Below are 23,924 nucleotides of genomic sequence, written 5' to 3' on the forward strand. Positions count from 1 at the left end.
CGGGCATGAAGAAGGGGAGGGCTTCTCCCCGGGGCCCGGCAAGGCGGAGGAGGCGGACATGAACCTGAGAGGCATCCGGCACGAGCTCGGCATCACCGCCGAGCTCACCGAGCTGGCCAAGGTCCGCCACTGGGTCCGCACGGTCCTGGGCGGGCTCCCGGCCAACGTCGTCAGCACCGCGGTCATGGTGGTGGACGAGCTGACGTCCAACGCGCTGCGCCACGGCCGCGCGCCCTACCACGTGCGCCTGCTGCCCGGCGCCGCCAAGCTGCGGATCGAGGTCGACGACGGCGGGAGCGCGTCCGCCCGCCGCCGGGCGCCGTCCGACCAGGGCGGCCGCGGGCTCCTGCTGGTGGAGCGCTGCGCGGCGGCGTGGGGCCAGCTGCGCCGGCCCAGCGGCAAGACGCTGTGGGCCGAGCTGGCCACCGACGACCCTGCGGGCGCCCGTGGCTGACCCGGTGCGCACCGCGCGCAGGGCCCCCGACCTCGGCGACCGCGGCTGGGGCGCCGCGCCGATGGCCGCCCTGTCCGCCGACGCCGGCGGCGTCGTCCTCGCGCTCAACGAAGCCGCGCGCACGCTCTTCCCCACCGCCGCGCCCGGCCGGCTCCTGGCCGACACGGTGGCGGACTGGCTGGCCGGGGCGCACGACCGCCGCGACGGCGGGGTCGTCCGCGGCGAGGTCGGCGAGCAGGCCTTCGCGGCGCACCCGATCCCGCACGGCGAGGCCGTGACGTGGTGGCTGGTCGACGAGACCGACACCCGCGTCGCCCAGGACGCCCTGGCCCGCGAGCAGGAGCGCACCGCGTTCCTCAGCGACGCCTCGGCCGCGCTGCTGGGTTCGCTCAACCTGGAACGCTGCATGGAGGTCGCCGCCCGGCTCGCCGCGCAGCACCTCGCCGACGCGGCCCTGGTCCTGGCCCCCACGACGGGCGGGAACTACCCCGCCGTCTCCTGCGTGCGCGGCGAGGAGCCGGCGCGGTCCCGGCTGGAGATCGACCCGGACGAGCTGCCCGGGCTCGGCGAGGCGCTGCAGGGCTTCCCGCCGGTGCCTTCGCGCTGGCTCGACCCGGACGCCGCCCCCGGCTGGGTGCTGCCGGCGGGGTTCGGCCCGGTCGGGTCGATCGTCGTCACGCCCCTGCCCGGCCACGGCGTCCCCGCCGGTGCCCTGGTCCTGCTCCGCCGCGGCGAGCGCGCCTCCTTCACCGACCAGGAGGAGCTCTTCGCCCGGCTGTTCGCGGCGCGGGCCGGCGCGGCGATGTCGGCGGCGCGCGTGTTCGCGCTGCAGGCGTCGATCACCGACACGCTGATGCGCGAGCTGCTCCCGCCCACCCTCGAGCAGCTCGGCGGCGTCGAGTTCGCCGGCCGCTACCGGCCGGCCCGCGACGGCGAGCGGATCGGCGGTGACTTCTACGACGTGCACTCGGCGATCGACGCCGAGAGCGACGAGTCGCTGGCCGTGCTCGGCGACGTCTGCGGCAAGGGCCTCGACGCGGCCGTGCTGACCGGGAAGATCCGCACCACGCTGCGTGCGCTGCTGCCGATGGCGGGCGACCACCAGGGGCTGCTGAACCTGCTGAACCGCACGCTCGCCGACCGCCGGGACGCCCGCTTCGTCACCCTCGTGCTGGCCTCGGCCCGCCGCGAAGGCGCCACCGTCCGGCTGCGCGTCACGTGCGCGGGCCACCCGCCGCCCCTGATCGTCCGGGCCGACGGCCGGGTCGAGGAGGCCGACACGCACGGGAGCCTGATCGGCGTGCTGCCGGAGATCGAGTCGACCGGGGCGGACATCACGCTCGACCCGGGCGAGACGTGCCTGCTCTACACCGACGGGATCATCGAAGCGCGGGGCGGCCCGCTCGGGGACGCGATGTTCGGCGAGGACCGGCTCCGGCAGTCGCTCGTCGAGTGCGCGAACATGCCGGCCGACGCCGTCGTCGAGCGGATCCAGATGCTCGCCTCGCAGTGGATCGGCCGCGGCACCCACGACGACATGGCCGTGCTGGCCATCACCGCACCACGCGGGCAGCACTTGGCCGCGGTCGGCGGTCACGGGCGCGGGAGGTACACGGCATGAGCACCACCACCCGCACCCCCGGGGTGGCCGAGCACGCCGAACGGCTTTGGGACGCTGTCACGACCGGCGACGAGTACGCCGCCGGCGACGTCGTGGTCCAGGCGCTCGGCGACGGGGCCGACCCGGAGAGCCTGCTGCTCGACGTGATCGGCGCGGTCCAGCGCCGGGTCGGGCAGGAGTGGGCGGCCAACCGCCTCACGGTCGCCCAGGAGCACGCGGCGACCGCGATCAACGACCGCGTCATCGCGACCTTCGGTTACGTGCTGAAGCGGCCGGACCCGCACCTCGGCCGGGTCACCGTCGCCTGCGTCGACGGCGAGTGGCACGCGATGCCCGCCCGGCTGCTCGCCGAGGTGCTGCGGCTGCGCGGCTTCCAGGTCGACTACCTCGGCGCGCAGGTGCCCGCCCCGCACCTGGTCGCCCACCTGCACCGCACCGGGCCGGACGCGGTCGCGCTGTCCGGGTCGATCGCCACCCGGCTGCCGACCGCGCACGCCACGATCACCGCGTGCCAGGCGGCCGCGACGCCGGTCATCGCCGGCGGCGCGGCCTTCGGCCCCGACGGCCGGTACGCCCGGCTGCTCGGCGCCGAGGCGTGGGCGCCGGACGCGCGCTCGGCCGCCGACCGGCTCGCCGAACCGCTCCCCCGCCCGCACGCCGGGCACCAGCCGCTCGACGACCTGCCGCACCTGGCCGACCAGGAGTACACGCTGGTCACGCGCAGCTCGGGCCGGCTCGTCAAGTCGGTGCTGACCGGCCTGGAGGAGCGCATCCCGGCGATGCGGGCCTACACCGACCTGCAGCGCCAGCACACGGCCGAGGACCTCGCGCACATCGTCGAGTTCCTGGCGACGGCGCTGTACGTCGGCGACGGCGAGCTGTTCACCGGTTTCCTGAGCTGGACCGCCGGGATCCTGACCGCGCGAGGCGTCCCGGCCGCATCGCTGGTGCCCGCGCTCGACCTGCTCGAAGCGGAGCTGCGCGACTTCCCCCGGGCGACCGACCTGCTCCGCACCGCGCGCACGCACCTGGCGGAGCCGGCGACCGGATCGGAGCGGTCGGCATGACCGGCGGGCTGAGCTGCACCTGGACGGCATCGGACAGCGCGACGGCCCGCGTCGCGATCGTCGGCGAGCTCGAGTTCGCCACGGCGCGGCTGCTGCTGCAGCTGGTCACCGACCGCCTGGCCGAGCACCCGGACGTGCAGGACGTCCGGCTCGACTGCGGCGAGGTCGCCTTCTGCGACTCCTCCGGGCTGTCCACCCTGCTGCTGGTCCACCGCGCGGTCACCGGCGCGGGGTCCCGGCTCCACCTGGACAACCGAACACCCGCGCTGGATCGCTTGCTGGCGTTGACCGGCACGACGGCGTACCTCACCGGCGAGGCCGCCGACTCACGCGCGCGCCGCGACTCCTAGCGTCGGTCCTGGCCGGTCACCTGCACCCCGGTAGCCAGGGTGCGCCCGGCTGGATCGCCGCGGCACCGGCCCCGGACGCCACCTGCCGATGCCGGGCCGCCGCGACTCCTCGGCGCTGTCCAGCAAGCCCTCCCGGGTCGCGGTCGGGGCCGGCCGGGTCGCTGAGGCGGGTGACCCGAATGTCTTGAATGAGTCATTCATTTCGTCGGATGAGGTGAATGAGTCATTCAGGGCACTCGCCGCCCGTCGACTCATGCTCGCAGGCGGTCCAGCTCCCACGGGTCGTGGGCGCTGAAGAGTGTCACCTCGTCGCCGTGGCGCCGCGCCAGCTCGCGTAGCCGTGCCTGCGTGCCGACCCGCACGTCGTGGTGGATCTCCGAGCGGGTCTGGACGATGTCCAGCACCGGGTGCGGCTCGGGGTCGGCGGTCAGCTCGCGGTGGTAGTAGTACGCGTCGCCGCAGTGCAGCAGCCAGCCCGTTCCGTCGTGCACCGCGACTCCCGCGTGGCCCGCCGTGTGCCCGCCGAGCGGGACCAGCCGGATGTCCGCCGCGACGTCCCGCACCGGCACCGAAGCGAAGCCGAACCAGTCGTCCCCGGACGGGGTTGCGTAGGTTTCCCACTTCGGGCCGTGGGCCCAGTGCGCCGGCCGGTAGCGGAAGCTCGGTGCCTCGGCCAGCGCCGCGTCGAGTTCGGCCGTGAGGACGTGGACCCGCGCGTCCGGGAAGTCGGGCAGGCCGCCGCAATGGTCGACGTCGAGGTGGGTGACGACGACGTGCCGCACGTCCTCCGGTGAGAAGCCGAGCCGGGCGATCTGCCGGACCGCCGTCTCGTCCTCGGCCAGCAGCGGCTGGGCCATGGTGACCCAGTCGCCGCCCAGCGTGCGGTCGGGGTCGCGGACGTCGTCGAGGCCGAGACCGGTTTCGACGAGCACCAGGCCGTCGTGCTCGGTCTCGGCGAGCAGGCAGTGGTTGACCGCGTGCGCGGCGGGGAGTCCGGGGGCTTCGATCTGCCGCACGGACCCGCAGTTGAGGTGGTGGATCTTCATGCCGCCATCGTCCGACTTGAACTACGCTTCAAGTCAAGGAGGCCACGATGACCCTGCTCGACATCGCCGAAGTCGCCGAGAAGTCCGGGCTGGCGCCGTCCGCGCTGCGGTTCTACGAGAAGCGCGGGCTCGTCGAACCGGCCGGCCGCAACGGCCTGCGCCGCACGTACCACCCGGACGTCCTGCGCCGCCTCGACCTCGTGGCCTGCGCCCGCGGCGCGGGGTTCACGATCGCGGAGATCGCCCGCTTCCTCGTGGCGACCCCGAGCGACGACGCGCTGCGCGAGCGCATGGCCGTCAAGGCGACCGAGCTCGACGACGCCATCGACCGGCTCACCCGGATGCGCGACAGCCTCCGCCACGCCGCGACCTGCGACCACGTGCCGCTGGTCGAGTGCCCGGACTTCAAGCAGGCGATTTCTTAGCCAGCTTGGACGGCCACCAGACATGGCGCCCGACGTCCACGGTCAGCGCGGGCACCAGCAGCGACCGCACCAGGAACGTGTCCAGCAGGACGCCGAACGCGACGATGAACGCGATCTGCGCGAGGAACAGGATCGGGATCACCGCGAGCGCCGAGAACGTCGCGGCGAGCACCACGCCGGCCGACGTGATCACGCCGCCGGTCAGCGACAGCCCGCGCAGCGTGCCGTCGCGCGTGCCGCGGGTCAGCGCCTCCTCGCGGACCCGCGTCATCAGGAAGATGTTGTAGTCGATCCCCAGCGCCACCAGGAAGACGAACCCGAACAGCGGCACCACGGGGTCCGCGCCGGGGAAGTCCAGGAGGTGGTTGAACACCAGGGCGGACACGCCCATCGTCGCCGCGAACGACAGCACCACCGTCGCGATCAGCAGCAGTGGCGCGAGCAGCGACCGCAGGAGCAGGGCCAGCACGAGGAAGATCACCAGCAGCACGATCGGGATGATCAGCGCGCGGTCGTGCTCCGAGGTCTTCTGCGTGTCGAGCTGGATCGCCGTCGGGCCCCCGACTTTCGCGTCCGCGCCGGGAATCGCGTGCACGGCGTCGCGCAGCTTGCCGACGGTCGCGACCGCCGCTTCGGAGTCCGCCGGATCGTCGAGCACGGAGAGGATCTGCACACGGCCGTTCACCACCTTGGGCAGCGGCACCGACTGCGCCACACCGTCCATTTTGGACGCCGCCAGCACGGCGGGCACGGCGTCCGCGCCGGCGATCGTGATGACGGGCGCGCCGAGGCCGCCCGGGAAGTGCCGGCCGAGGACGTCCTGCCCGGTCCCGGATTCGACCTGGGTGAGGAAGACGTCGGACTGCGCGGTGCCGGACGCCTTGAGCTGCGGCAGGAACGCGACGCCGACACCGAGGATCAGCGCCGTCACCACCCAGACCGTCCGCGGGCGGCGGCCGACGAGGCGTGCCACGCGGCCCCAGATCCCCGCCGTCTCCGGGTGCGGCGAGCCGAGGGCCGGCTTGAACGGCCAGAACGCGCCGCGGCCGCAGAGGGCCAGCACGGCGGGAAGGAACGTGGTGGACGCCAGCAGGGCGGCGCCGATGCCGATCGCCGCGACCGGGCCGAGGCCCTTGTTGGAGTTCAGGTCGCTGAACAGCAGGCACAGCACGCCGAGGATGACGGTGCCCGCCGACGCGGCGATCGGTTCGAGCGTCGCGCGCCAGGCGAGCTTCAGCGCGTCGAACCGGCTGGGCGTGTCCCGCAGCTGTTCCCGGAACCGCGCGACGGTCAGCAGGGCGTAGTCGGTCGCCGCGCCGAACACGAGGATCGAGAGGATGCCCTGGCTCTGGCCGTTGAGCGCGAGGATGTCGTTCTTCGCCAGCAGGTAGACGACGAGGCTGGCGAGGCCGAGCGCGAACACCGCCGAGAGCAGCACCAGGAACGGCAGCAGCGGGCTGCGGTAGACCACGATGAGGATCAGCGCGACGACCCCGCCGGCGACGAGCAGCAGGATGCCGTCGATGCCGCCGAAGGCCTTCACCAGGTCGGCGATCTGCCCGGCCGGCCCGGTGACCAGCACGGTGAGCCCGGCCGGGGCGCCTTCGAGGTGCGCGCGGACCTCCTTGACGACGTCGCCGGGATTGCCGTCGGCGGAGATGGGCACGGCGAGCTGCACGGCCTGGTCGTCGCGCGGCGCCTGCTCCGGCTTGCCGAGCGGACCGACGACGCCGGGGATCCCGCCCAGCTCCTGGGCCTTGGCGTCGAGGAACCGGCGGTCGTCGGCGGTCAGGCCGGTGGTGCGCTCGGCGACGACGGTCGCGGGCAGCACCTGGTGCGGGGTGAAGGCCTTCTGCTCGTCGGAGACCTCGGTGGCCTCGGCCGAGCGCGGCAGGAAGGCGGCGTTGTCGTTCTTCGCGACTTCGCTCAGCTTCCCGGCGAACGGCCCGCCGAACCCGCCCAGCCCGAGCCAGGCGATCACCAGGAGGGCAGGGATCAGCCAGCGGAGGCGGCGCGGCTTCTCGTTCATGGTCGCTAAGGTCCTTTCGAGGGCGAACACGCCCAATTGTTCAGCAAGCTGAACATTCTGCACGACGACCCGGAGTGACGGTGAGCACAACCCCCGAACCCGACCTGAGCACGTGGCCCACCGGCCGCCTGCTCGCGGTGGCCGCGCGCCTGGTGGAGCACCGCTGGGCGGCCGTGCTCGACGGAATGGGACTCACCCACGCGGGGCTCATCGCGCTCCACACACTGCGCGACGGGCCGCTCCCCCAGCGGACGCTGGCCCGGCGCTGCCAGGTCACCGACCAGACGATGAGCCGCACGCTCGACCGGCTGGCCAAGGCGGGGTTCGTCACCCGGACCCCGGACCCGGCCGACGCGCGGCGGCACCTGACCCGGCTGACGGCGCGCGGCCGGGCAGTGCACGAACAGGCGGTGCGGGCCGAGCCCGCGTTGCTCGGCGTGCTGGGCGAAGACGACACGTTCCGCGCCGGGCTGCTGGACGTGATCACGCGGCTGTCCGCCGACGATCGAGACCAACCGGTGACCTGAGCGGCCCCGCGCAGGCCAGGCCCGGATTCGCGGGCCCGGCCCGCTTCGCCGCCGTCATTCCGGCGGTTCAGCTCCGGCGGGTGTGGGTAGCTCTTCTGGCATGTGGATCGCGGTGAGCACCCCAGTGGCCCTCCTGATCGCTACCGTCCTCATGGAGCGGTTCGAGCGACGATGCACCCTGTCGCCCGCCGCGAAGGCCGAAGCGGCCGAGCTGCCGGCTTCCGCCGCCCTCGAATAGAGTCCCTTGTGGACAGTCCGCCTCGACTGTGATCCACGTCTCAATCCTCCTCGTCGAGAACCCGCGACCCCTTCCGCGGCGACTGACGAAGCAGATCCGGCGAACTCCGGGTCGAGGGAGGAGAACACCATGCGCAGCAAGTCCACCCGCACGGTGATCGGCCTGGCCACCGCGGCCGGGCTCGTCACGGCGGTGAGCATCGGCATCGCCGGCGGTGCGTCGGCGGCATCAGGGACTTCGGAGGGGACCATGATCACGCAACCACCCCAGGGCGCTCGCGCCACCGTCGAGGTGACGCCGAACCCGACGACCCAGCGCGGCCAGGAAGTGACCATCACGGGCAGCTGCGGAGGCGGCACCGGACTGAAGTCCGTGCTCGGCGGCTTCCCGGAGCACCCGGCACTGGAGAACATCCGGATCGTCGACGCCGGACCGGACCGCTTCGTCGCCAAGGCGACGGTGGCCCGGCACATCGGCAACGGCGTCGGCCCGGTCTTCGTCGACTGCGGCGGCGAAGCGGGAGTGACACTTCTGGTCACGCACGTGTGAGGCGAACGGCCCGCTCACCGGAGACGTTCCGGTGAGCGGGCCATCCGGCCGATTTCGCCGAATTCAGCAGGTCTTCCACGCGAAGTGGTAAATCGTGTCGACACTCGCGTGCTCGGAATCCATTTCGATGTAACTCGTTCCGGAGGAGGTGCCCGCGTCCGCCCGCAGTTCCGCATTGATGTTCAGGTTGCGGTCCTCACCGCACGGGGCGAACACCAGCGCCGCGACGTCGGTGGTGTCGCTCGCCCGCCACACGCCGTGGAACGGGCCCGGGAACGTGTGCCGGACCCGCGCGGTCGGCGACGTCCCGGCAAAGTAGTAGTTGGCCTGTTCGAGCGCGCTCGCCCCGCTCTCGATGTGCGCGTAGCCCCGGTACTCGGCCTCGGCGATCGCGTACGTGAACCCTTGGGGCACATGGACGAGCACGTTGATCTGGCAGTTCTTCCGGGCGTCGAGCGCGGACGCGCCACCGCCGGCCTTGGCGGTGAAGTTCGTGTAGTGCACCGTGAACGACGTGTTGTCGGACGCGACGTCGGCCGACGCCGTGGCGGTGCCGGCCGGGCAGCCGGACCCGTTGATGGTCTTGATGTCGAGCGTGATCTTTTCGGTCGGAGCCGATACCGCCGCGGAATCGACGGGTGCGGCGACGGCGGACAGAATCATTCCGGCTACGACCACTAAACCGAGCATGACGCTCCTCCAAATGGGCCACGGTGCCTTTTGCTCACGATGATCGCGCGCGGAACGGATAGTAGCGCGATCGCCGCCATTTCGACGGCCACTGAACGGAGTAACACGACAACCCGGAGTGCGGGAAATCCATTTCCCGCTATTTCACCCGTTATCCGTTGTACAAATCGAAGAATCGGCGGTCAGGACTGGTTCAGACCAGTATCGTGCCGGAGCGAGTAGGGCGGGGTCGCGCCGGCGAGCAGGGCGGCGGCGTCCAGCGTCGTGGCCCGGCTCCCCCGCTCCGCGAACCGCCGTGCCACCAGCGCACCCGGTTCGCCGACGCGGTCCGCGCGCCCGGAGAGGAAGGCCCACTCGTGCTCGTCGGAACCGAAGTACAGCACCGTCCCGAACACCTCGCGGAACCGCCGCCACGACGCGAGCAGCGTTTCGTTGCGCCACAGCGTCGGGCAGCCCGCCTGGCAGGTGACCACTCCGCCGGGTGCCAGCACGCGCACGCAGCGGCCGAGGAAGTCCGTGCCGTACAAGCGGTTGTGCTGCGCGCCGGGGTCGGTGTTCTCGTCCGGCAGGTCGATCACGACGACGTCGTAGGTGTCGCCCCGCGCTTCGGCCGCGGCCAGGAACGCCCAGCCGTCCTCGAAGGACACCCGGACCGGCCCCGCTCCGCGCGCGAGGTCCGCGGTCGTGTAGCCGTAGGGCAGGTGCTCGGCGCAGGCCCGCACCGCCTGCTCGTCGATGTCGACGTGGTCGACCTGCTCGGCCCCGGCGGCCACCGCCAGCTCGGAGGCGACCCCCTCGCTCGACCCGATGATCAGGACCCGCCGCATCCGCTCGGCCAGCAGCAGCGCGGGCACCATCAGCGCCTCGTGGTAGACGAGCTGGCTCGCTTCGGTGCTCTGGCGTTCGCCGTCGCAGAACAGCGAAATCCCCTGCGCGGTCTTCCCGATCAGCACCTCCTGGAACGGCGTGCGCGCGCTGAACACGACGTCGTCGACCTCCCAGACGCGGGTGAGGCCGGCGCCGACCGGTTCGTGGATCGTGGGCATCAGCGTTCTCCCCGGTGCAGGACGGACAGGTGGACCGAAGCGGCGTCCAGCGACTTCGCCAGCAACCGCAGCGCGTGCTCGGGGTCGGCGCGCTCGCCGCAGGTGAACACGTCGGCGAACAGCGACCCGTGCTCGGGGTAGGTGTGCACGGACGCGTGCGACTCGGCCAGCAGCGCGATCACCGTGGCGCCCTGCGGGGCGAACCGCTTGGCCACGATGTCGACGACCGTCGCGCCCGCCTCCGTCACCGCCGCCCGCAGCAGCTCCCCCAGCCGCGTGGCGTCGTCGAGCAGGCCCGGGTCGATGCCGTGCAGCTCGGCCAGGACGTGGCGCCCGGTGAACCGGCCGACCTCAGGCATCACCCCACCGCCCGACGCAGTGGGTGCGCAGCGGCTCGATGCCGTTGAACGCGACGGACGCGTAGCTCGCGGTGTAGGCCCCGGTGCCCGGCAGGTCGAGCCGGTCGCCGGTCGTCAGGGACAGCGGCAGCTCGTACGGTGTGCGCTGGTAGAGGACGTCGTCGCCGTCGCAGGTCGGCCCGGCGAGCACCACCGGCCCGGCGGGGCCGTCGTGCGGTCCGACCGGCTCGAACCGGTAGGCGATGGCCTCGTTCTCGGCCTCGGCCAGTCCGTTGTAGCGGCCGATGTCGAGGTACACCCACCGCCGCTCGCCGCGCTGCGCGACCAGCACGACCTCGGTCCGCAGCACGCCCGCGTCGGCGACGAGCACCCGCCCCGGCTCCAGCATCAGCGCGGGCCGGCGCCCGGGGAAGGACGTTTCGAGAGCCGCGGCGATCTTGGACGCGTACGTGGCCAAGGACGGCACAGCGGTCCGGTGCGGGGTCGCGAAGCCGCCGCCCAGGTTGAGCCGCGTCATCGCGACGCCCTGCGCCTCGGCCTCGGCGAACAGCTTCGCCGCCGTGGCGATCCCGATCTCCCACGCGGCGACGTCCGGCTGCTGCGACCCGACGTGGAACGCGATGCCCGGGCGCAAGCCGAGCGCGGCCGCGCGCAGCACCAGGTCCAGGGCCTCCGCCGGTTCGCAGCCGAACTTGCGGCCGAACGGCGTCACCGAGTCGGGCGCGTCGAGCACCACGCGGATCGAGACGGCCGAGCCCGGCGCGTACCGGCCCAGGTGGTCGACGTCGGCAGGCGCGTCCGACGTGAACTCCCGGACCCCGCGCTCGAAAGCGAACGCGATGTCGCGGGGCTTCTTGATCGGGTTGCCGTACGCGAGGTCCGCCGGGGCCGCGCCGCGCTCGAGGCACAGCGCGAGCTCGGCGGGCCCGGCGACGTCGAAGCCGATCCCGGCCGCCACCAGCGCGTCGAGCACCGGGGCCGCCGGGTTGGCCTTGACCGCGTACCGGATCAGCGCGCCCGGGAACGCCGAGCGGACCTCGCGCGCCCGCGCCGCGACGGCGTCGGTGTCGACGACGAGGCACGGGGTCGGCGGGTCCTGGTCCTCGAGGAACCGGCGGACGGGATCGGCGCACACCGCGCCAGTCTCGCAAACGACGTCAGACGAACCGCCACAGGTGGTCCGGTGACCCGTTGTCGTCCCACTGGGTCACCTGCGCGCCGTCCGCGGTGGACTGCTGGTCGACCGCCATGACCTTGCCGCTGCGGACGTTGACGAGCTTCGACCAGCCGCCGCCGGCGTCGGCGATCCGCCAGTTGTGGTCGGGGGTGCCGTTGTCCTGGAACTGCTGCACGTGGGCGCCGTTGTCGAGGCTCTGGTCGTGGACCGCCAGGATCTTGCCGCTGTTGCGGTTGACGATCCGGACGGTGCCGTCGCCGTTGTCGACCACGGCCCAGAGGTGGTCGACGGTGCCGTTGTCGGCCCACTGGGTCACTTCGGCCGTGTCGGCCAGGGACATGTTCGACACCGCGAGCACCTTGCCCGAGCGCTGGTTCTGCAGCTTGCGCCACACCGTGGCCGACGCCGCCGGGCGCGTCAGCAGGGCCAGGTAGCCACCCGCCACCGGGCGGGCCTGGAAGCCGCGCTGGGTGGCGTCGGCGACGACGTACCAGTCGCTGAACGGCACCCGCTGCGGTGTCGTGTTCGCGTAGCTGTACACGCCTTCGACCAGCGTGTTCCGGATGGTCGGCTGGTCGGTGAGCCACGCGGCGGTCCACAGCTCCCAGTCGGCCTTCGTGTAGTTGTTGCGCGGGTCGAGCAGGACGCCGTGGGCGCCGGCCCGGCCCTGGTACCAGGCGGCCTCCTGCGCCGCGACGCCGAGCGGGACCAGGTCGAGGCCGAGCACGCGGTCGGCGAAGCCGTTGTACTTCAGGCTCCACGTGCCGGGCTGGTCGTAGGCGAGCTTGAGGTGCTGGTTCGACGAGTCCTGGGCCAGCGTCACCCACTGGCTGACGTAGCTGCGGGAGGTCGACCGGTAGCGCTGGACGTCGGCGGTGTTGCCGGTGGCGGCGGCGATGACGCCCATCGCGCCGACGCCGATGATGCCCTTGAGCGCGAGGTTGGCGCTGTGGGCGATGAAGCCGGTGAAGTCGTCGGTCTGGTTCTGGAAACCCGGGTCGAGGGTGTTCCCGATCAGGTACTCCGCCCACTGCCGCAGGATCCGGTAGTGGGCGGTGGCGAAGGTGTTCGCCTCCGCCGACGGGAGCCGCTGGACCAGCGCCGCGGCCATGATCAGCATGTTGGCCGACTCCTCGACCGGCATGCTCTCCTCGTTGCCGTCGTTGTGCCCGGCCGCGTCCGGGTAGTGCGCGCCGACGTCGTGCTCGGAGAACTGCATCGGCCACCCGCCGTGCTCGGCGTAGTCGAGCACCGGTTCGAGGATCAGGCGCAGGTAGGCCGGCGACAGGTACAGGTAGCCGGGGAACGCCGGGTAGATGACGTCCACAGTGGACATGTTGCCGCTGGAGGAGATCTCCTTGAGGAAGCCCCAGGGCGCGCCGCCGCGGTCGACGAGCTCGGTGCCGCCGAACGCCTGGCGCAGGGCCAGCGCGCAGATCCCGGCGTAGTGCTCGCCGGTGGTGCCACCGCCGGCTGCCGCGACGGCGTCGTCGTGCAGGCGCTGGTCGATCGCGGTGGCGGCGGCGAGTGCGCTCGCGTAGTCGTTGCCGAACCAGACGGCCATGTCCTGCCAGCTGCCCCAGTAGTGCGTCCACCAGGGGTTCAGCGGCGTGCCGAGGTAGCGGACGGCGGGCGTGCGGACGTGCCCGATCGAGAGCGTGAACGGCGCCGAAGTGCCGCCGGCCGGGATCGTGCCGAGGTTCTTGTTGAAGGCGAGGACGGGCCAGCGGTCGCTGATCGCGCGGGGCTGGGCGGAGTCGCTGGTGTTCGGCAGGCCGCCCTGCCCGGCCGACGCGGCGCGCACGACGGTGTCCTGCCCGATCTGCCAGCTGACGCCGGACGTCGGCGCCGCAAGTACCAGCGAACCCCAGCTGGCCTGGTCGCCGTTCTCCTGCAGGACACCCGGGCTCGCCGGGGTGCAGCTGAGGAGGGTGTAGCCGCCCGACTGCTGCTGCGTCCAGGTGACCGGGGTCGCGGTGTCGCCGTGGACCCACTCGGCGGAGGTGTCGAAGTGCAGGTCGACGGCGTGCGCGCGGCCGTCGGCGCTGGCGGCCTGGACGGTGACGTAGCCGAAGGGGACGCTCTGGCGCTGCAGGTTCGCCGGGTCGACGGGCGAGAAGAACGTGACGGTGAGGTTCACGCCGCCGCCGGTGAGGACGTAGGTCGAGCGCGTGCCGGTGACCTGCAGGCTGACCTGCGTCATCGGGGTGAGGGCGGGCCCGGAAGGCAGGGCGGGCGACCCGGCGAAGACGTAGGCGGCGCCGTCGATGCGGGCGAGGCCGCACAGGGCGGTGACGTGCCCGGTCCAGAAGCTCGACCAGGTGCCGGGGAGGTTGTCGGCGGGCTGCCAGGTGGACAGGTAGGGCGAGCGGACGATCAGCGGGGTGGCGGGTGGCCGGATCGGACCGAAGGTCCCCGCAACGGCGGCGGTCCCGGGCAGCCAGAGCGCCGCGGCCACGGCGGCGGCCGTGCCCCCGGCGAGTCGGATCAGGTCCCGGCGGGTGAGGTGAGCGCGTTCTCGGGAGGACATCGGTGGCCCCTTCCACGGCGTGCGAGCCGGTGCGGGGATAACTTTTACATCGTTGGTACAACGTTGTAAATCCGCCGTTGGTCGGTGTGGTGATTCTTTTGCGGACCAGTGGAGGCGCAGGTCCGGTGCGGATTTCGGGTGGCGCGGGCCGGGCGGCACGGCGGTGGGCGGCGCGGGCCGGGCGGTGCGGCGCATGTGTTCCGCGCGGCCGAGCGGTGCGGTGCGAGTGCGGTGCGACGATCCGGCGCGCGGCGGCAGCGGCGCGCGCGGCGGCGTCGCGGCGCGCGCGGCGGCGTCGCGGCGCGTGCGGCGGCTGCTCGCGGTGACTCGGCTCGCGTGACGCGGCGGTACGGCCCCGCTCGGCTCGACTCGGCCCAGCCCAGCCCAGCCCAGCCCAGCCCAGCCCAGCCCAGCCCAGCCCAGGCAAGTCTCCGCCCCGCAGTGCCGCCGGGGGCGAGCCAAGTCGTGCGGTGCGGGCAACCCGAGCCCCGCGCACAGCAGGCCAGGACCTGCGCGTCTCCGCGGCCAAGATCCTTCCGCACGAACGCGGATTGCTACCTCCGGCCGCGAACCGCATCGCCCAGCCGGCGCAGGGAGATCACCGCCGGTGGTCGCAGCGTTCGGGGCGGTCGAGTCGGCGTAGGCCGAAACGTCCGCGGCTCGGCCGACACCCGCCCTTCCATACGGGAAGATCGAGGACATGCACGCCGACCTCGTCTTCACCCGCGGCCCCGTGCTCACCCCCGGCGGACGGGCCGGGTTCGCGGCCGTCCGCGGTGATCGGATCGTCGCCGTCGGCGATGATCCGGGACCGCTGATCGGCCCGCGCACCGACGTCGTCGACCTTTGCGGCCGGCTGCTCGTGCCCGGCTTCCAGGACGCGCACGTGCACGCTGTCGGCGGCGGCGTCGAACTCGGCCGCTGCGACCTCACCGGCGCCGGCACCGTCGTGAGCTGCCTCGACGCCGTCGCCGCGTACGCCAGGGCGAACCCGCGGCTCGAGTGGCTCATCGGCAGCGGCTGGTCCCTCGACACCTTCGCGGGCGGTCTCCCCCACCGCCGGCTGCTCGACGCCGTCGTCCCGGAAAGACCGGTCGTTCTGGTCAACCGCGACCACCACGGCGCCTGGCTGAACAGCGCCGCGCTTGCCCGCGCCGGGATCACCGCCGACTCGCCCGACCCGCCCGACGGCCGCATCGAACGCGACGCCGACGGCGCCACCGGCGTCCTGCAGGAAGGCGCGATGGACCTCGTCACGCGGCTGCTGCCGCCGGTCACCGAGACCGACGGGCTCGCCGGGCTGCTGCGGGCGCAACGGCTGCTGCACTCGCTCGGCGTCACCGCCTGGCAGGACCCGCTGCTCGGCGACTACGGCGGCATGCCCGACCCGTCCCGCGCGTACGCCACCGCGTCCGAACGCGGCCTGCTGACGGCCCGGGTCACGGGCGCGCTCTGGTGGGACCGCACCCGCGGCGCTGACCAGCTCCCCGACCTGCTCGCGCGCCGGGACTCGTTGCGCGACAGCGGTTTCCGCGCCGGCACCGTCAAGATCATGCTCGACGGCATCGCCGAGAACCACACGGCGGCGCTGCTCGGCCCCTACCGGCGCACCGGCCACAGTGGACTGGGCTTCGTCGACCCGGTGGCACTGCGTGACCACGTCACGCTCCTGGACGCAAACGGCTTCCAGGTGCACTTCCACGCCGTCGGCGACCGCGCGGTGCGGGACGCGCTCGACGCCGTCGAAGCCGCCCGCGCCGCCAACGGCGTGACCGGGAACCGGCACCACCTCGCGCACGTGCAGGTGGTGCACCCCGACGACGTCCCGCGGTTCGGGCGGCTCGACGCGACCGCGACGATCCAGCCGCTGTGGGCCGTGCACGAACCCGACATGGACGAGCTGACCATCCCCTTCCTCGATGACGAACGGACTTCGTGGCAGTACCCGTTCGGTGCCCTGCTGCGGTCCGGGGCCACCCTGGCCGCCGGGAGCGACTGGCCGGTGAGCAGCCCCGACCCGCTGCAGGGCATCCACGCGGCGGTGAACCGGATCCCGTACGGCGAGGACGTGCCCGCGTTCCTGCCCGGGCAGCGGATCGACCTGGCCGCGGCGATCGCCGCGTACACGGCGGGCTCGGCCTACGTCAACCACCTCGACGACACGGGCGCGATCCGGCCCGGCCACCGCGCCGACCTCGTGGTGCTCGACCGCGACCCCTTCGCGGGCCCCGACCGCGAGATCGGGGCCACGAAGGTCGCGATGACGTTCACCGGGGGCCGGTGCGTCCACGAGCCATGACGGCCGGCTCCGGTTCGACACTCACCCGCGGGCGCAGGGGCAGGTTGTCCAGCCCCTCGACGTCGAGCACCAGGAACCAGTGCGCGTTGGCCGGGATGTGGATCTTGAACATCGGTGCGGTGGCCACCCCGCCGTGCATCCGGTAGTACTGCCGGCGCTGGTAGGCCCGCAGGTTGACCTCCGTCAGGAGCCTGACGTTGGCCATCGCCTCCAGCCGGATGGTGACCACCGCGTCTCTTCGCAGCTTGCCGAGATCGAACACGTTCGCTTCCATTGCGCCCCTCATTCACGTGTGGATGGTGCTTCTGGCGGTCGCGGGCAGCGCGGATCGCGCCGCGGAACGCGACGGGCGGAGAGTCGGGGTGGGATCAGCCGGGGCTGGTGCCCGGTTCGCAGGCCCGCCAAAGCGGGACGAAGTCCCCGTCCGGCGGCGTGAACGCGTGGGTGGCGCGCGGACCGTGGTCGGGGGTGAGGAAGGCCGGCGGGATGGTGGGGGCGGGCCCGCAGGCGGCATCGTCCGGAGCGGGCGACCGCGGCGCCGGGGCGTTCCCCGGGGTGCGAGCCGGTTGCGCCGGAGCGGCTGAACGGTGCGCTTGGCGCGGCATCGCGGCGACGGGGCCGGTCATGGGGCTCGGCCGGTCGTAGGCCCGGTCCGGCGCGGACAGCCGGGCGGCAGCTCGGGGTGCTGCGGTGAGGACGGTTTCCTGCTGCGGCGGCACGGCTTTCGCTTGGCGCGCAGGCAGGGTCGGCGACTTGGCGGAGGGAGCCGGGGTGGAGGGCTCGGGGCTTGCGTTCCCCGGCGGGACGATCGGCTCGGCCCCGGGGGTCAGGGTGTCGCCGATGGGCTTGGTGACCGGGGAGAGGACACCGGCTGCGGCACCGACGGAGTCGGCCACGGGTGCGACGGTGTGCACGACGGGCCGAATGACCGGAGTGGCAGCCTTGACGATCTGCGAAACCGGCTCGACCAGCGGCGCGGCCGCGCGCACAACCTGCGAGACCGGCTCGATCACGGGGGCAGCCGCCCGCACGACGGGCTCAACGACCGGAACCGCAGCACGCACAACCTGCGACACGGGCTCAATCACCGGCGCCGCAGCCCGCACAACCTGCGACACGGGCTCAACCACCGGCGCCGCAGCACGCACTACCTGCGACACGGGCTCGACCACGGGCACAGCCGCCCGCACTACCTGCGAAACCGGCTCGACCTTCGGCGTCTGAACCGCCCCACCCGGTGGCTGCGTTCCTCCGAAAACTCCAGCCACCACCTCGCCGACCGGGTTCACCTCTCGCGTGGCCGCCTGGGCGTGGCCCGACAGCAACCACGACACCAGCCAGAACCCGGCCACTGCTCCGGCCAGCACCAGCAAGCGCCGGGTGGTGGTCTTCGCGTCACCCTTATCGCGAGCCCTGGCCACGGTCGGCGAACCTCCAGAATGCGGGATGCAGATCTGGGACGTACCCTCCAACGCCCGTCCCCACACGCTCGCTACGCGCCGCCTGTTGCTACCACTCGACCGGCCTAGTTCTTTCGTGCCGGCCGGCCTGGGTCACGCCGCCAGGTGGCCGAGGCCGGTAGCCCAGTCGCGGGCCGGCCCCCGAATCACGCTTCGTGAGAGCGTCGCCGGGACGACAACGTCCCCAGTGCCAGGACGCCGTGCTGGAGGCCCTCGCGGAACGTCGCACGCTGGCCGGGGCTCAGGTCGGCCAGCAGCGCTTCCTCCACCTCCGCCACCGCCGGGGCGCAGTCGGCCAGCAGCCGGTGGCCGGTCTCGGTCAGGCCGGCCAGGAGCACCCGCCGGTTGTCCGGCTTGGGCGTGCGCGCGATCAGGCCGCGCTTCTCCAGCGCCAGCACCATCTCGTGCATCGTCTGCGGACGCAGGAACGACCGCCGCGCCAGCTGCGCCGACGACAGCGCCCCGCTGGCTTCCAGCACCGTCAGCGCCGTGTACTGCAGCGTCGTGAGCCCGAGCGGCCGCAGCGCGTCGTCGAGCAGCGCCCTGATCACCAGCTCGAGCCGTTTGACCAGGTAGAGGGTCAACGGCGGGCTAGCGGGCTGCTGCTCCGCGGAGGTGCTCACGCCGCTCATCATGACACGCGCCCGCGACTATGCTCCGATCATGGACCTCGGTCGGCAGACCCGCGTGCGGCAGGCGTTCGACACCTTCTTCGGCCCACCCGAGGCTCCTTCCGAAACCCACGTCCTCGACCTCTTCCGCCGCACCGCGGAAACCGTCCCCGCCTACCGGAAGTTCCTGCGGGAGCACGGGATCGACGCGGGAACCGTCACCACCATGGCGGACTTCCGGAAGCTGCCGCTGCTCGACAAGGCCGGCTACCACCGGAAGTACCCCCTGCCCGAGCTGTGCCGCGGCGGCACGTTCGACGAGCTCGACATGATCGCCGTGTCGTCCGGGTCCAGCGGCCGGCCGACGATCTGGCCCCGCGCGCTCGAAGACGAACTGCACGTCGCGCGCCGGTTCGAAACCGTCCTCGTGGACGCCTTCGAGGCCGATCGGCGCCGGACCCTCGCCGTCGTCTGCTTCCCGCTCGGCACCTGGGTGGGCGGCCTGTTCACCACGGCGTGCGTGCGCCACCTCGCCGCCAAGGGCTGCCCGATCACCGTCGTGGCACCGGGCAACAACAAGGCCGAGATCCTGCGCGTGCTCCCCGAGCTCGCGCCGCACTTCGACCAGGTCGTGCTGCTGGGCTACCCGCCGTTCGTCAAGGACGTCATCGACACCGGAGGCGTCGACTGGCCCGCGTACGCGATCAAGCTCGTGCTGGCGGGCGAAGTCTTCAGCGAGCAGTGGCGCGAGCTCGTGGCCCGGCGCGCCGGGATCGCCGACCCGGCCCGGGCCATCGCGTCGCTGTACGGCACGGCCGACGCCGGCGTCCTCGGCACCGAAACCCCGTTGTCGGCGCGCATCCGCCGGTTCTTCGCCGACCACCCGGACCTGGCCCGCGAGGTCTTCGGCGACGCACGCCTCCCGACGCTCGTGCAGTACGACCCCGCGAGCCGCTTCTTCGAGGAGCACGAAGGCACGCTCGTCTTCACCGGCGACGGCGGGATCCCGCTGATCCGCTACCACATCGCCGACGACGGCGGGCTCCTGCCGCACGCGGAGCTGCTGGACTTCTGCGCCCGCCACGGCTTCACGCCACCGCCCGGGCCGGAGCTGCCGTTCGTGTACGTGTTCGGCCGGTCGCTGTTCACGGTGTCGTTCTTCGGCGCGAACGTCTACCCGGAGAACGTCACCGTCGGCCTGGAGCAGCCCGGCATCAGCGACACGGTGACGGGCAAGTTCGTCATCGAGTCGGTGGAGGACGCCGACCGCGACCGCCGGCTGCGGATCACGGTCGAGACGGCACCGGGCGCGACCGCCGACGCCGCCCGCATCGCGGAAGCCGTCCGCGCCCAGCTGAACCGGCTCAACAGCGAGTTCGCGCACTACGTGCCGGCCGAGCGGCAGCTGCCGGACGTCGTCCTGCGCCCGGCGGGCGATCCCGAGTACTTCCCGGTCGGGGTGAAGCACCGCTACACGCGGCAGTCCTAGGCTTCGGCGACCCGCGCGGTCGGGTCCGCCGCACCCGGGTCGCGCACGCGGTCGGTGACCAGGAAGCCCGCCAGCTCCGGCCCGGTTTCCTCGGTGAGCAGGAAGGTCCCGCCGCGGGCATCGGGGTCCCAGCCGAGCGCCAGTGCGTGCTCGACGAGCCGCCGGACGTCGCCGGACGCCGGGTAGGAGCCGTCGGTCGCCGCCGGCGTCCACCCGACGCTCGTCGCTGTCGAGAGCAGGTCGGCCTCCAGCGCGCGCCCGTTCTTGCCCGCGCCCCAGACACGCACGCGGACGCAGCGGTGGACGTCGACGCCGTCGCCGCGCACCGAGCCGATCGTCGCCCGCCACGTGTAGTCACGGTCACCGCTGTGCAGGTGACGCAGCCTCGTTCGCACGGAAGCCAGCCTAGGCCCGGACGAGTTTCCGGAACCGCTCGTGCCGTTCGTCGGCGGACGAGCCGTCCGCGATGTCGTCGTCGAACCACGAGGACAGCGCCGTCCACAGCTCCGCGCGGGCCGCGAAATCGTCCTCCGCCACCAGGGCGTGCTCGAGCTCGGCGATGTCGACGGCCAGCCGGTCGAGGCGCTGGTCGCACTGGCGGACGTACTCGCGCACCACGATGTTCACGTCCAGGCCCGTCTTCACGCGCCGGCCGGCGGCGCCGCGCAGCTGAGCGTGCAGCCGTTCCTCCTGGTACAGCGGGAATCCCGAAATCGACCCCGGGTAGCCCGAGTCGGCCGCCCACGCGCGGAACGCGCAGATCGCCTGGTACCGCGTGTACCAGTCCTGCTTGCCGGTCGCGAGCTCGGTCAGCTTGCGCCAGGCGTCGCGGTCGGCCGCGCGCCAGCGGTCGAGCGTCCGGCCGTCCGGGGCCGGGTCGAGGGCCCGGACGCGCCAGAAGTGCGCGCGGCAGGCGGCGATCTCCCCGACGAGCTGCCGGACGTAGCTGACCTGCTCCCACACGTGCGCGCGCTGCGGCCGCAGCGGCGCGGCGCGGTCCGGGGAGAACGTGACCATCTCGAAGACCCGGAACAGCTCGTGCCCGCGCAGCGCGACCAGGTCGGGGTCCTCCCCCATCACCCACGACCGGCGCTCGGACAGCCGGCCGCTGTGGCTGATCGTCGCGGCGTGGTAGAGCTCGCGGACCGCGCGGCGGGCCACTTCGTCGCGCGCTTCCCCCTCGAGACGCGGGTTGCGGGCGTGGTCGCGGAGGTCGCGTTCGCCGCGCGGGCCGACTTCGAGCATCGCGACGGCGTACACGCTCGCCGCGTTGTAGCACTCCTCCCACGACTTCCGGGAGCCCGCGGCTTCGACGGTCTCGTCGATCGCCCGCGGGTCCGGCGGCCAGTGCCGGTCGGGGCAGACGTCGGCGAGCCGGACGCGGCTGCCCGGGTACGCGACCGTGGGCGCGGGGACCGCGCCGGTCACCGGCTCGACGTCCGCCATCGCGCGCCGCACCACCGCCCAGACCAGGGACAGGTCGAGCGCGCGGTTCGTCAGCTGCTGCCAGGTGCCGCGCCAGCGCCGGCTGAACCGGCGGTAGTCCGCGACCAGCCGTTCGATCTCGTACTGCGACAACGCACAGAAGTACGAGCGCATCTCGGCCGCCCGCTGGTTGTACTCGGCCAGCTGCGCCGGCGTCGCGTCGTGGACGACGAGCTCGTCGACCGGGACCTTCAGCACGCGGCGGTGCAGTTCGCGCCGTTCTTCCGGCGGGATCGGGTGCGACCGCACCCGCACGTCGAGGTCGACGTAGCGGCGGAACCGCAGCTCCAGCGCCACTCTCAGCTCGGCGCGGCGCAACGCCCGCGCGTCGCCGGGCGCACCCGCCGTCGTGCGCCGCACCCACCACGAGCCGGCCACGGAATCGCCGTGGCCGAGGACGAGCGCGTGCCGGTAGCGGGCGATCAGCAGCGCCACGGCGCGCCCGCGGCCGGCGTGGCGCGGCTGCCGCGCGAAGTCGGGGCCGATCCACCACCGCGCGAGCTTCGGGTGGCCCCGGCTGCACACGGTGATCACGTCGTCGTAGGTGGCGAGCGCGTCGAGGTGCAGGTCGAGCTGCTCCTGCAGGGCGGCGATCTCCAGTCTGATGTAGACGTTCGACGGATCGAGGCTCACCGCGCGGTAGTACTCGGCGAGGGCTTCGTCGTAGCGGCGGTAGGTGATGAAGTGGTTGGCGCGCTGGTAGGCGTCGAACAGCTCGTACGGGATCTTCGCGCCCCGCCAGGCGGCCCAGTGGATGTTCGTGCGGACGTAGGCGCTGCGCGGGATGACCAGCGCGGCGACCGCGTTCGCCGCGCGGTGCAGCACGCGCGGCCAGTTCTCGTCCTCGATCACCAGCGGGCTGGCGGCGAACCGCGGGACGCGGACCAGCTCGAGGATGAGCTGGTAGCGGCCGGTGGTGTTGCCGGGCCGGACGGTGCCGGTCACGGTGAACGCGGCGGGCGGCTGGGCGAGCCGGACCAGCTTGGTGGCGGCTTTCCACCAGCCGTCCGTGGAGTCGCCGGCGTGCTCGACGATCTGGATGAAGTCGTAGGAGCTCCCCGCGCCCGGTACCGGTGTCGGCGTGTAGAGCCGGGACTCGTTGAGAATGCGCTTGAACGCGGCGGTCAGCTCGACGGCGGAGTCGATCTCGCGGTCGTGGCTGCCGTCGGGGCGCTCGTCGGCGAAGAGCCGGATGTCGATCTGGTTGGCGCGGAAGGCGGCGGCCTCGAGGCGGGCGCGGCCGACGAAGTACAGCGTCAGCACCGCGGAGATGACCACGACCGACGTCTGCAGCACGGTCCAGGTGATGACGCTCGCGACCTTCGGGTCGCGGACGAACGTCCAGCTTTGGAAGAACGGCAGGTACGGCACGACGGCGAAGCCGGCCGCGACGAGCCCGGCCGTCACCGCCGCGAGCCACCACCTGATCCGGTGAGCCGCCGGAAGTTCAGCCTGATCGAAGCCGCCGTGACGTCGCGCGGGCACCGTCGATCACCCCCTCGTGTCGCCAGGTTACTCGCGGAGGGGGTGTGCTTCGTTACGGGCCGTGATCCGCGATCTCGGCGATCACCTGGGCGTGGCACAGCTCGGGGACACACCAGCAGCCGAGCCGCTTCCCGCGCAGCTCAGGCAGGAGGGCGAGCAGGTCCGGCCGCGACAGCAGGTGCTCGCGGTACTTCGTCACGACGTCCTCGCGGGTCCCGTCCGGCCCGGGCCGGAACGGGCTGGCGAGCTTCGACCCCGCGAGGTGCCAGCCGCCCCGGTGCATCGCCCGCCCGACGTAGACGACGTCGGCGTAGTCCGGGTCGTCGCGGTGGCCCTTGAGGTTGACGACGGTGGTGGGCATGCCCGCCAGCCTGGCGGTCCCGGCGTGGCGCCGCCAGTGGGCCACACCCCGGCCGCGTCGGTGGTCGACCCGGTGCGGATGCACTATGCTGGAGATTCACGGTTGAGCCGTCAGCCGCTGCCGGACGTTCGCGCCCGGGCGGCAGGCCGCCACCGGTCACCTCCCCTCCGCCCTCGTCCGGCCCGCCACCGCTGCCCGACGAAAGGGTGTGCCCGCGATGGTTCCCGAACCTCGCTCGGCCGACCACGAAGTCGTGACCGCCGGCCGGATCGACGTCGGCGGTCACCTGTCCCTGCGCGTCTCGCGCCCCACGCCGCGCACCGTGCTCGTCCGCGTGGCCGGCGAGGTCGACCTGAGCACCGCGCGCAGACTCGACGAAGTCCTCCGCTCGAGCATCCGCGGCCCGGTCGGCGAGGTCGTCATCGACCTCGACGGCGTCACGTTCTTCTCCGTCGCCGGGCTGAACTCGCTGCTGCGCGCCCAGCTCCTCGCCGACGCCGCCGGGGCACGCCTGACGGTGGACCCCGGCGGGTCGCGCGCCGTGCGGCGGCTGTTCACGTTGCTGCCGATGGACTTCTACGGGGTGATCAGCCCCCGGCCGGTCGGCTGACCCGGACGGCGGCGAG

The 23,924-nt window shown here is 72.9% G+C and carries 25 protein-coding genes; 12 read left to right on the top strand and 13 right to left on the bottom strand.

Annotated features, from left to right (window positions below; all coding sequences use genetic code 11):
- Window positions 1-58 precede the first annotated feature (58 nt).
- Genes QSK39_RS16580 through QSK39_RS16595 form a run of 4 tightly spaced genes read left to right on the top strand, consistent with a single transcriptional unit; the run spans window position 59 to window position 3,492 of the window.
- Window positions 59-454, top strand: coding sequence for an ATP-binding protein (locus tag QSK39_RS16580; protein WP_285478629.1), 396 nt, complete (start codon window positions 59-61; stop codon window positions 452-454).
- Entirely contained in the window at window positions 447-2,075 is a 1,629-nt protein-coding gene (locus QSK39_RS16585; RefSeq protein WP_502873282.1) for a PP2C family protein-serine/threonine phosphatase, read from the top strand. Before QSK39_RS16580 ends, QSK39_RS16585 begins: the two co-directional genes overlap by 8 nt.
- Complete coding sequence (locus QSK39_RS16590; RefSeq protein WP_285478630.1) at window positions 2,072-3,142, top strand: cobalamin B12-binding domain-containing protein; 1,071 nt, start codon at window positions 2,072-2,074, stop codon at window positions 3,140-3,142. Before QSK39_RS16585 ends, QSK39_RS16590 begins: the two co-directional genes overlap by 4 nt.
- Window positions 3,139-3,492: an STAS domain-containing protein gene (locus tag QSK39_RS16595; RefSeq protein ID WP_285478631.1), complete on the top strand. Its 354-nt coding sequence runs from the start codon at window positions 3,139-3,141 to the stop codon at window positions 3,490-3,492. Before QSK39_RS16590 ends, QSK39_RS16595 begins: the two co-directional genes overlap by 4 nt.
- A gap of 251 nt (window positions 3,493-3,743) precedes the next feature.
- Here the strand turns inward: QSK39_RS16595 and QSK39_RS16600 are convergent, their stop codons facing one another.
- Window positions 3,744-4,538 carry an MBL fold metallo-hydrolase gene (locus QSK39_RS16600; protein WP_285478632.1) on the bottom strand — a complete coding sequence of 265 codons (795 nt, stop codon included), beginning with the start codon at window positions 4,536-4,538 and terminating at the stop codon, window positions 3,744-3,746.
- Between the two features lie 47 nt (window positions 4,539-4,585).
- Here QSK39_RS16600 and QSK39_RS16605 point away from each other — a divergent pair, with 47 nt between their 5' ends.
- On the top strand, window positions 4,586-4,963 hold the full coding sequence (locus tag QSK39_RS16605; RefSeq protein ID WP_285478633.1) for a MerR family transcriptional regulator: 378 nt from the start codon (window positions 4,586-4,588) through the stop codon (window positions 4,961-4,963).
- On the opposite strand, the gene QSK39_RS16610 is transcribed toward QSK39_RS16605, so the two are convergent.
- Complete coding sequence (locus tag QSK39_RS16610; protein WP_285478634.1) at window positions 4,944-6,992, bottom strand: MMPL family transporter; 2,049 nt, start codon at window positions 6,990-6,992, stop codon at window positions 4,944-4,946. The genes QSK39_RS16605 and QSK39_RS16610 overlap by 20 nt on opposite strands.
- Before the next feature lie 74 nt (window positions 6,993-7,066).
- Between QSK39_RS16610 and QSK39_RS16615 the strand changes: the two genes are divergently transcribed.
- The 3 genes from QSK39_RS16615 to QSK39_RS16625 all read left to right on the top strand — a co-directional run bounded on the left by QSK39_RS16615 (window position 7,067) and on the right by QSK39_RS16625 (window position 8,306).
- Window positions 7,067-7,519 (top strand): MarR family winged helix-turn-helix transcriptional regulator, encoded by a 453-nt coding sequence (locus QSK39_RS16615; RefSeq protein WP_285478635.1) that lies wholly within the window; start codon window positions 7,067-7,069, stop codon window positions 7,517-7,519.
- A gap of 112 nt (window positions 7,520-7,631) precedes the next feature.
- Window positions 7,632-7,757, top strand: coding sequence for a hypothetical protein (locus QSK39_RS16620; protein ID WP_285478636.1), 126 nt, complete (start codon window positions 7,632-7,634; stop codon window positions 7,755-7,757).
- Between the two features lie 129 nt (window positions 7,758-7,886).
- A complete protein-coding gene (locus QSK39_RS16625; RefSeq protein WP_285478637.1) occupies window positions 7,887-8,306 on the top strand; it encodes a hypothetical protein in 420 nt (139 codons plus the stop codon).
- Window positions 8,307-8,369: 63 nt separating this feature from the next.
- On the opposite strand, the gene QSK39_RS16630 is transcribed toward QSK39_RS16625, so the two are convergent.
- From QSK39_RS16630 to QSK39_RS16650, 5 genes are all read right to left on the bottom strand, one after another.
- Window positions 8,370-8,996 carry a DUF4360 domain-containing protein gene (locus QSK39_RS16630; RefSeq protein ID WP_285478638.1) on the bottom strand — a complete coding sequence of 209 codons (627 nt, stop codon included), beginning with the start codon at window positions 8,994-8,996 and terminating at the stop codon, window positions 8,370-8,372.
- A 182-nt stretch (window positions 8,997-9,178) separates the two neighbouring features.
- Window positions 9,179-10,042, bottom strand: a complete 864-nt coding sequence (locus QSK39_RS16635; RefSeq protein WP_285478639.1) for a spermidine synthase — start codon at window positions 10,040-10,042, stop codon at window positions 9,179-9,181.
- Window positions 10,042-10,401 (bottom strand): adenosylmethionine decarboxylase, encoded by a 360-nt coding sequence (speD, locus tag QSK39_RS16640; RefSeq protein WP_285478640.1) that lies wholly within the window; start codon window positions 10,399-10,401, stop codon window positions 10,042-10,044. The genes QSK39_RS16635 and speD overlap by 1 nt, the downstream gene beginning before the upstream one ends.
- On the bottom strand, window positions 10,394-11,536 hold the full coding sequence (locus QSK39_RS16645) for a type III PLP-dependent enzyme (RefSeq protein ID WP_285478641.1): 1,143 nt from the start codon (window positions 11,534-11,536) through the stop codon (window positions 10,394-10,396). The genes speD and QSK39_RS16645 overlap by 8 nt, the downstream gene beginning before the upstream one ends.
- A 22-nt stretch (window positions 11,537-11,558) precedes the next feature.
- Window positions 11,559-14,108: a glutaminase domain-containing protein gene (locus tag QSK39_RS16650; protein ID WP_285478642.1), complete on the bottom strand. Its 2,550-nt coding sequence runs from the start codon at window positions 14,106-14,108 to the stop codon at window positions 11,559-11,561.
- Window positions 14,109-14,301: 193 nt separating this feature from the next.
- On the opposite strand from QSK39_RS16650, the gene QSK39_RS16655 reads away from it, so the two are divergent.
- Both QSK39_RS16655 and QSK39_RS16660 read left to right on the top strand, forming a co-directional pair.
- Window positions 14,302-14,448, top strand: coding sequence for a hypothetical protein (locus tag QSK39_RS16655; RefSeq protein ID WP_285478643.1), 147 nt, complete (start codon window positions 14,302-14,304; stop codon window positions 14,446-14,448).
- A 360-nt stretch (window positions 14,449-14,808) separates the two neighbouring features.
- Window positions 14,809-16,407, top strand: coding sequence for an amidohydrolase (locus tag QSK39_RS16660; protein ID WP_285478644.1), 1,599 nt, complete (start codon window positions 14,809-14,811; stop codon window positions 16,405-16,407).
- Here QSK39_RS16660 and QSK39_RS16665 read toward each other — a convergent pair.
- The 3 genes from QSK39_RS16665 to QSK39_RS16675 all read right to left on the bottom strand — a co-directional run bounded on the left by QSK39_RS16665 (window position 16,376) and on the right by QSK39_RS16675 (window position 18,502).
- On the bottom strand, window positions 16,376-16,681 hold the full coding sequence (locus QSK39_RS16665; protein WP_285478645.1) for a DUF1883 domain-containing protein: 306 nt from the start codon (window positions 16,679-16,681) through the stop codon (window positions 16,376-16,378). The genes QSK39_RS16660 and QSK39_RS16665 overlap by 32 nt on opposite strands.
- Before the next feature lie 94 nt (window positions 16,682-16,775).
- Window positions 16,776-17,828 carry a hypothetical protein gene (locus QSK39_RS16670; RefSeq protein WP_285478646.1) on the bottom strand — a complete coding sequence of 351 codons (1,053 nt, stop codon included), beginning with the start codon at window positions 17,826-17,828 and terminating at the stop codon, window positions 16,776-16,778.
- A gap of 185 nt (window positions 17,829-18,013) precedes the next feature.
- Window positions 18,014-18,502: a MarR family winged helix-turn-helix transcriptional regulator gene (locus tag QSK39_RS16675; protein WP_285478647.1), complete on the bottom strand. Its 489-nt coding sequence runs from the start codon at window positions 18,500-18,502 to the stop codon at window positions 18,014-18,016.
- Between the two features lie 28 nt (window positions 18,503-18,530).
- Between QSK39_RS16675 and QSK39_RS16680 the strand changes: the two genes are divergently transcribed.
- Complete coding sequence (locus QSK39_RS16680) at window positions 18,531-19,967, top strand: phenylacetate--CoA ligase family protein (RefSeq protein ID WP_285478648.1); 1,437 nt, start codon at window positions 18,531-18,533, stop codon at window positions 19,965-19,967.
- On the opposite strand, the gene QSK39_RS16685 is transcribed toward QSK39_RS16680, so the two are convergent.
- The 3 genes from QSK39_RS16685 to QSK39_RS16695 form a co-directional block, all read right to left on the bottom strand.
- Window positions 19,964-20,362, bottom strand: a complete 399-nt coding sequence (locus QSK39_RS16685; RefSeq protein ID WP_285478649.1) for a hypothetical protein — start codon at window positions 20,360-20,362, stop codon at window positions 19,964-19,966. The genes QSK39_RS16680 and QSK39_RS16685 overlap by 4 nt on opposite strands.
- A 10-nt stretch (window positions 20,363-20,372) precedes the next feature.
- The gene (locus QSK39_RS16690) at window positions 20,373-22,859 is read right to left on the bottom strand and encodes a tetratricopeptide repeat protein (RefSeq protein ID WP_285478650.1); all 2,487 of its coding nucleotides are present in this window, start codon (window positions 22,857-22,859) and stop codon (window positions 20,373-20,375) included.
- 130 nt (window positions 22,860-22,989) lie between these two features.
- On the bottom strand, window positions 22,990-23,298 hold the full coding sequence (locus tag QSK39_RS16695) for a DUF4326 domain-containing protein (RefSeq protein WP_284750059.1): 309 nt from the start codon (window positions 23,296-23,298) through the stop codon (window positions 22,990-22,992).
- 217 nt (window positions 23,299-23,515) lie between these two features.
- Between QSK39_RS16695 and QSK39_RS16700 the strand changes: the two genes are divergently transcribed.
- Complete coding sequence (locus QSK39_RS16700; RefSeq protein ID WP_285478651.1) at window positions 23,516-23,908, top strand: STAS domain-containing protein; 393 nt, start codon at window positions 23,516-23,518, stop codon at window positions 23,906-23,908.
- The last annotated feature ends 16 nt before the right edge of the window (window positions 23,909-23,924 follow it).

Source organism: Amycolatopsis sp. NBRC 101858, assembly GCF_030269325.1.
GTDB lineage: Bacteria > Actinomycetota > Actinomycetes > Mycobacteriales > Pseudonocardiaceae > Amycolatopsis > Amycolatopsis ponsaeliensis.